Origin of the sequence: Niallia taxi, assembly GCF_004005475.1 — a bacterium.
Taxonomy (GTDB): domain Bacteria; phylum Bacillota; class Bacilli; order Bacillales; family Cytobacillaceae; genus Niallia; species Niallia taxi.
Window position 1 is genome coordinate 1 of the sequence record NZ_RZTZ01000044.1, and the last position, 4,494, is coordinate 4,494.

4 protein-coding genes are annotated in these 4,494 nt (G+C 30.1%); all 4 read right to left on the reverse strand.

Annotated elements, in window-relative coordinates:
- Window positions 1-190 precede the first annotated feature (190 nt).
- Window positions 191-427 carry an aminopeptidase gene (locus EM808_RS28275; protein WP_127743131.1) on the reverse strand — a complete coding sequence of 79 codons (237 nt, stop codon included), beginning with the start codon at window positions 425-427 and terminating at the stop codon, window positions 191-193.
- 767 nt (window positions 428-1,194) lie between these two features.
- Window positions 1,195-1,887: a hypothetical protein gene (locus EM808_RS28280; protein WP_127743133.1), complete on the reverse strand. Its 693-nt coding sequence runs from the start codon at window positions 1,885-1,887 to the stop codon at window positions 1,195-1,197.
- A 17-nt stretch (window positions 1,888-1,904) separates the two neighbouring features.
- Window positions 1,905-2,486, reverse strand: a complete 582-nt coding sequence (locus EM808_RS28285; RefSeq protein ID WP_127743135.1) for a hypothetical protein — start codon at window positions 2,484-2,486, stop codon at window positions 1,905-1,907.
- 221 nt (window positions 2,487-2,707) lie between these two features.
- Window positions 2,708-3,184, reverse strand: a complete 477-nt coding sequence (locus EM808_RS28290) for a hypothetical protein (RefSeq protein ID WP_127743137.1) — start codon at window positions 3,182-3,184, stop codon at window positions 2,708-2,710.
- Between the last annotated feature and the right edge of the window lie 1,310 nt (window positions 3,185-4,494).

The window sequence follows — 4,494 nt, forward strand, 5'->3', positions numbered from 1 at the left end:
TTCTTTAATCATAAAAAATTCCCCTCTTGTCTTCACGAACCATAGCTCCTCTCAACAAACTATGGTTCTATTTTAGATGGGGAATTTTATTCCGGCTATATTGAGGATTTTAACATCGGCTTTAACAATGAAGGTGAAATGATGGTAATAGTTGAATAGCCAGACTTTGCATAAATCAATTCATTTTCAATTACGGATTCCGGTATACCTCTAAAAAATCATCCTCTAGATAGCGCACCCGACATTTTTCTATCTCTGAATCCCTAAGGCTAAGTGAAACAAATTGCGCTCCATTTTTGTAAGCTTCTTTGGAGATTTCACGGACTAAAGGTAAATGTTCCGAAGAAAAATTTATCTTAATTAAATCTCCCTTTTCAACTGTTACTCCAACGTTCACAATCACCTTTGCATAGTTATTTAAATACATAAGTGGTCACTACTCCTTTAGTTAAAGTGCAAACCTCTTTGTCATATTAGCACCAGAGCAAGGAAAAACATTAATACTTGATTTAATCTAGTTAACAAAACCGAAGAAAGCATTGATTTTGATGAATATTCAGATGAATGGTCAAATTATCTATTACTATGGGCAAAGTTTTCTGCAGAAAACAGATACAAAATCGTAATGGAAAGATTAGTTACTCAGAAGAATATCAGAATGAAGATACGGAAGATATAGGAATGTATTTGGGTTACATAAAAAGTACTTTTGATAATTTATGACAGAAAATATAATTGCTCCGATAGATACTTCGGCATTGTAAAACAAAACCCAAATTGGGGAAGCTTAAATCAATAAATATTAGTCAAATGGGACTTTGTAAATAAATACACTTAAGCTATAGGGGTGCTTATACATAAAGGGTCAATGCCTTGTTTCTTATATCATTACTATAAAATGAGGAGGTTAACGGAAGAAGGGAAAGCCATTAATTTTAAAAAAAGGATTGTTTAAAGACAGATTATGCGGAAAGGCAGAAACCCTGAAAAAACATCGACAATTGCATACATATTATCTTCTTCAACTATGTATTTTCACATACCAGGGTTTTCCTTAATTACTCGTAAGATTATGTAATGGCCTGGCAAAGTACACTTGTTAAATTTAAAAAACACCCTACTCCTAAGAATAGGGTTATTATAACTTGCTTTTTTATATGTGTATTTTCTAGACCTGAAAAAGGTATAGTTATTTTAGGAATCTAGATTTTTTTCCATAACTTCTTCTATTTCCTCAGAATATTTAGCATCTATCTGATCAGAAATATCCTCATGATCAGCAATTGTATGTTCTTCAATTTTTAATCCGGCATCCTCAATTTGCTGTTCTAAACTAATTGCATCTTCTGTATCCTTTGTAACTTGGAATATACCATTGTTCATATTAATAATACTATATTCACCATAAGAGTTTTTTTTCAGATACAACATATACTCTTGTTGCTCTTGCATTTCTATATAACTTTCTCTTGTTATTTTTTGTTCACCTTCATCAGTTTGAATTACTGATAAAGGTTCAATAACTTCTATTTTATCATTTTCAATTATATTTTCTTCATTAGGTTTTTTAATGACCTGACTGATATTAATAGGAGTACGAGTATAAAAATCCTCTATGGCTTTATCAGTTGTATCTGTCTCCATATATTTAACAATATGTTCTCTATCTTTAAAAGCTACATCCGTATTGGCAATCACAATTAAATCAGCATTTTTATATAAGCTACTTTCTTGCTCATACTCTATAAAATTTGAGTCAATATTGATTGTACTAAGTGTTGTTTTTTCAGGTTGTTCTTTAACATCTGCTCGATTATTATTAGCACAACCAGAGGCTAAAATTAAGCTCATTATTACAGTGCTATATAATATTATTAAATTCTTCATAAGACCCTCCAATTATATTAATTTCCCCATTTTTTCGTAACTTCACCTTTATCATATGAAGTTAGTGAGGAAGGTAACTTTCTCCACCCTTGTGGCATAACAGAATTGTAAGCTTTTGATGCATGAGCCATCTTAATTGAGTGCCCAATTTCATGTGCCGCATTCATACTAATATGAGAGCTGTCATAATTTGATAGATTTTTCATTTGGTTGGCATAAATTTTCACCAATACATAGGACCAACTTGCACTTGTAGAAACCTCAATTCCTGAACTATTTACAGGAATTATTTCACCGAGTAATCCTGCTACTGATGTATTAGCTACCAAATATTGATCCATTCCTTTTTTATAACTAGTACTTTTAGTGATATTTACAGCGGAATGGCTATTCCAATATGCTCTCCCTGCATCAAAATTACTAGTATAACCGTATTTAGATACTGAACTATCGTAATATACTACAGGCTTTGCATTCTTTGTACGAGATCCCCCAAAGTAATTTGCAGAAGCAGAGGTAGTAAAAGTAAATAATAATAGACCTGCGATAATGAATTTTACAAATCCACTTTTTTCAATTCTTAACATTGAGAAGCCCATTTTAACCCTCCTATAAATTGAATCATAAATTTTATCTATAGATTTTTCTCTATATATCCTTAGTCTCTCCCTCCAATGCTGAACTCTATAATTTTGTTTACTTTTTATTACATTAAAACTATATATTTACAATAATATCAATTAAAGTAAAAAAATCAATTCCCTTTGTCAAAAAATGTATTATTTTAAATAGAATAAAAACCCTTAATTCTATAAAACAATTAAGGGTTACTTAATTTATTTGAAATTGATTTAAGTAATTCTATAAACTCACGAGCATCATCTTCTGGAACAGTATAAATGCCGTGGGTATCATCGCTATCCATTAAGGTACTCTTTTCACCATTTTCTCCTACCCATACTTTAAGTATTTGTTTATCTTCCTTTTCATAATAAACATGAATATAATAATCAGGGTTATCCATGTTTGCTACACTACTTTCCTTTTGGCTGTTAGAAACGAAGGTTGTTAAAACTTCGAGTGATTGTTTATCATTTAAATTAACTTCACTTGCTCCTTCATTTTGTGAGATACTAAACTTTATAATTTCTCCGTTAAGTTTAAGTTTTTTGTTATCTTTTTTCTCCTGGCTAGAATTAGTATTAACCCCGTTAGACTCACCATTATTAGTTCCACAACCTAAGAGCAAAGAAGAAATAAGTGCAAAACACCCTATAAATAGAAAAAAATTCCTCATAATACAATAGCCTCCAATTATCTATTTGTAAATTAGACGCTAATAAAAATATAAGGTTACACAATTACAGAAAATAAATGCGTCCAAAATTTATTTAATGATTTAAAACAAGATCTTTTCCAGAGGAACAATAAGGGGGAATTCTCATTAATTATGGAAGTTAATCTATAAGACCTTTTGGTTTTAATCCATGTAGCATTGCTATAATGAAGTACAAAGACAAGTTGTTTATAAAGGGTTACAATTAGTTTTACAGGCTTCTATTGCAAAAACCACAAATACTCGTAGGATGTTTCTGGTGAGAATATTCTTATCATATGTTTAAATTTGAACTATTCCTCCGGATTAAATCTCCCTTTACTTTAATTAAAAAATTCCAAACCATTATTTTCTATATTTCTTCCATTTAAGGTAATTATAAATGACCTGTATCAAGAAAATAATTAAGAAGGAAATTGTTAAAATTAAGTTTTCATTCTTATTCAGACCTGCAAATCTGTATATTGCAACAAGTGAGATAACCAATACTGGAAAAGTCCAAAGAGTGCGAATCAACTTCCTTCTATAACTCAATTTATAGTAAAAAAATACAGATCCTTTATCTTCCTTTTCTTTATTCTTGAAAACTACCGACAAAATTGAAGAAACAATAATTACAATTAGAACTACAGTGATAGCTTCATATGATATTGACAAAATTATCCTCCTAAGTCTACTTCGTTAGATTAATACTACGAACAAAAATGGCTAAAGATTCTTATAACACTAAACTGCCATGAATTGCGTCTTAAGTATAGTTTTTGATTTATTAACTATTTCCAGTCCTTTTGGTTTTTCTATCATAAGCCATGAATAGAGCCCCTATAACTAAGAGAATGATACTTCCAGTAATATTTACAATATTAGTAGCTGTAAGTAGTAAAGTGATTGCCATTATAATTTGACCTATCCGTGCTAATAATCCTTGTTTCTTTTTCTCCATATATAACCATTACCTTTCAAATTTAAAGTAAATATGATTCCCTTGTTAGTTAGAAGAAAGAGCCACATTCCTATGTCTATAATTGGTTTGCGTTTTTTACCTTCAATTTGTTTCATAATTTTCTATTTTCCCAACTAGTTATTTAGAACTGAACTTAGAGTATTAAAAACACCATTTGTGAACAGTTTCACTTAAACTATTCTCCCTCAATAAACAAACACTTATCTCTTAAATACGCAGTTTTTCTCCATATTGCTATCTAACTTGTTTAACTTTATAGATTTGGTTAGTGTGAAAAGATCATAAATAAGCATCTTATAAAGAAAAT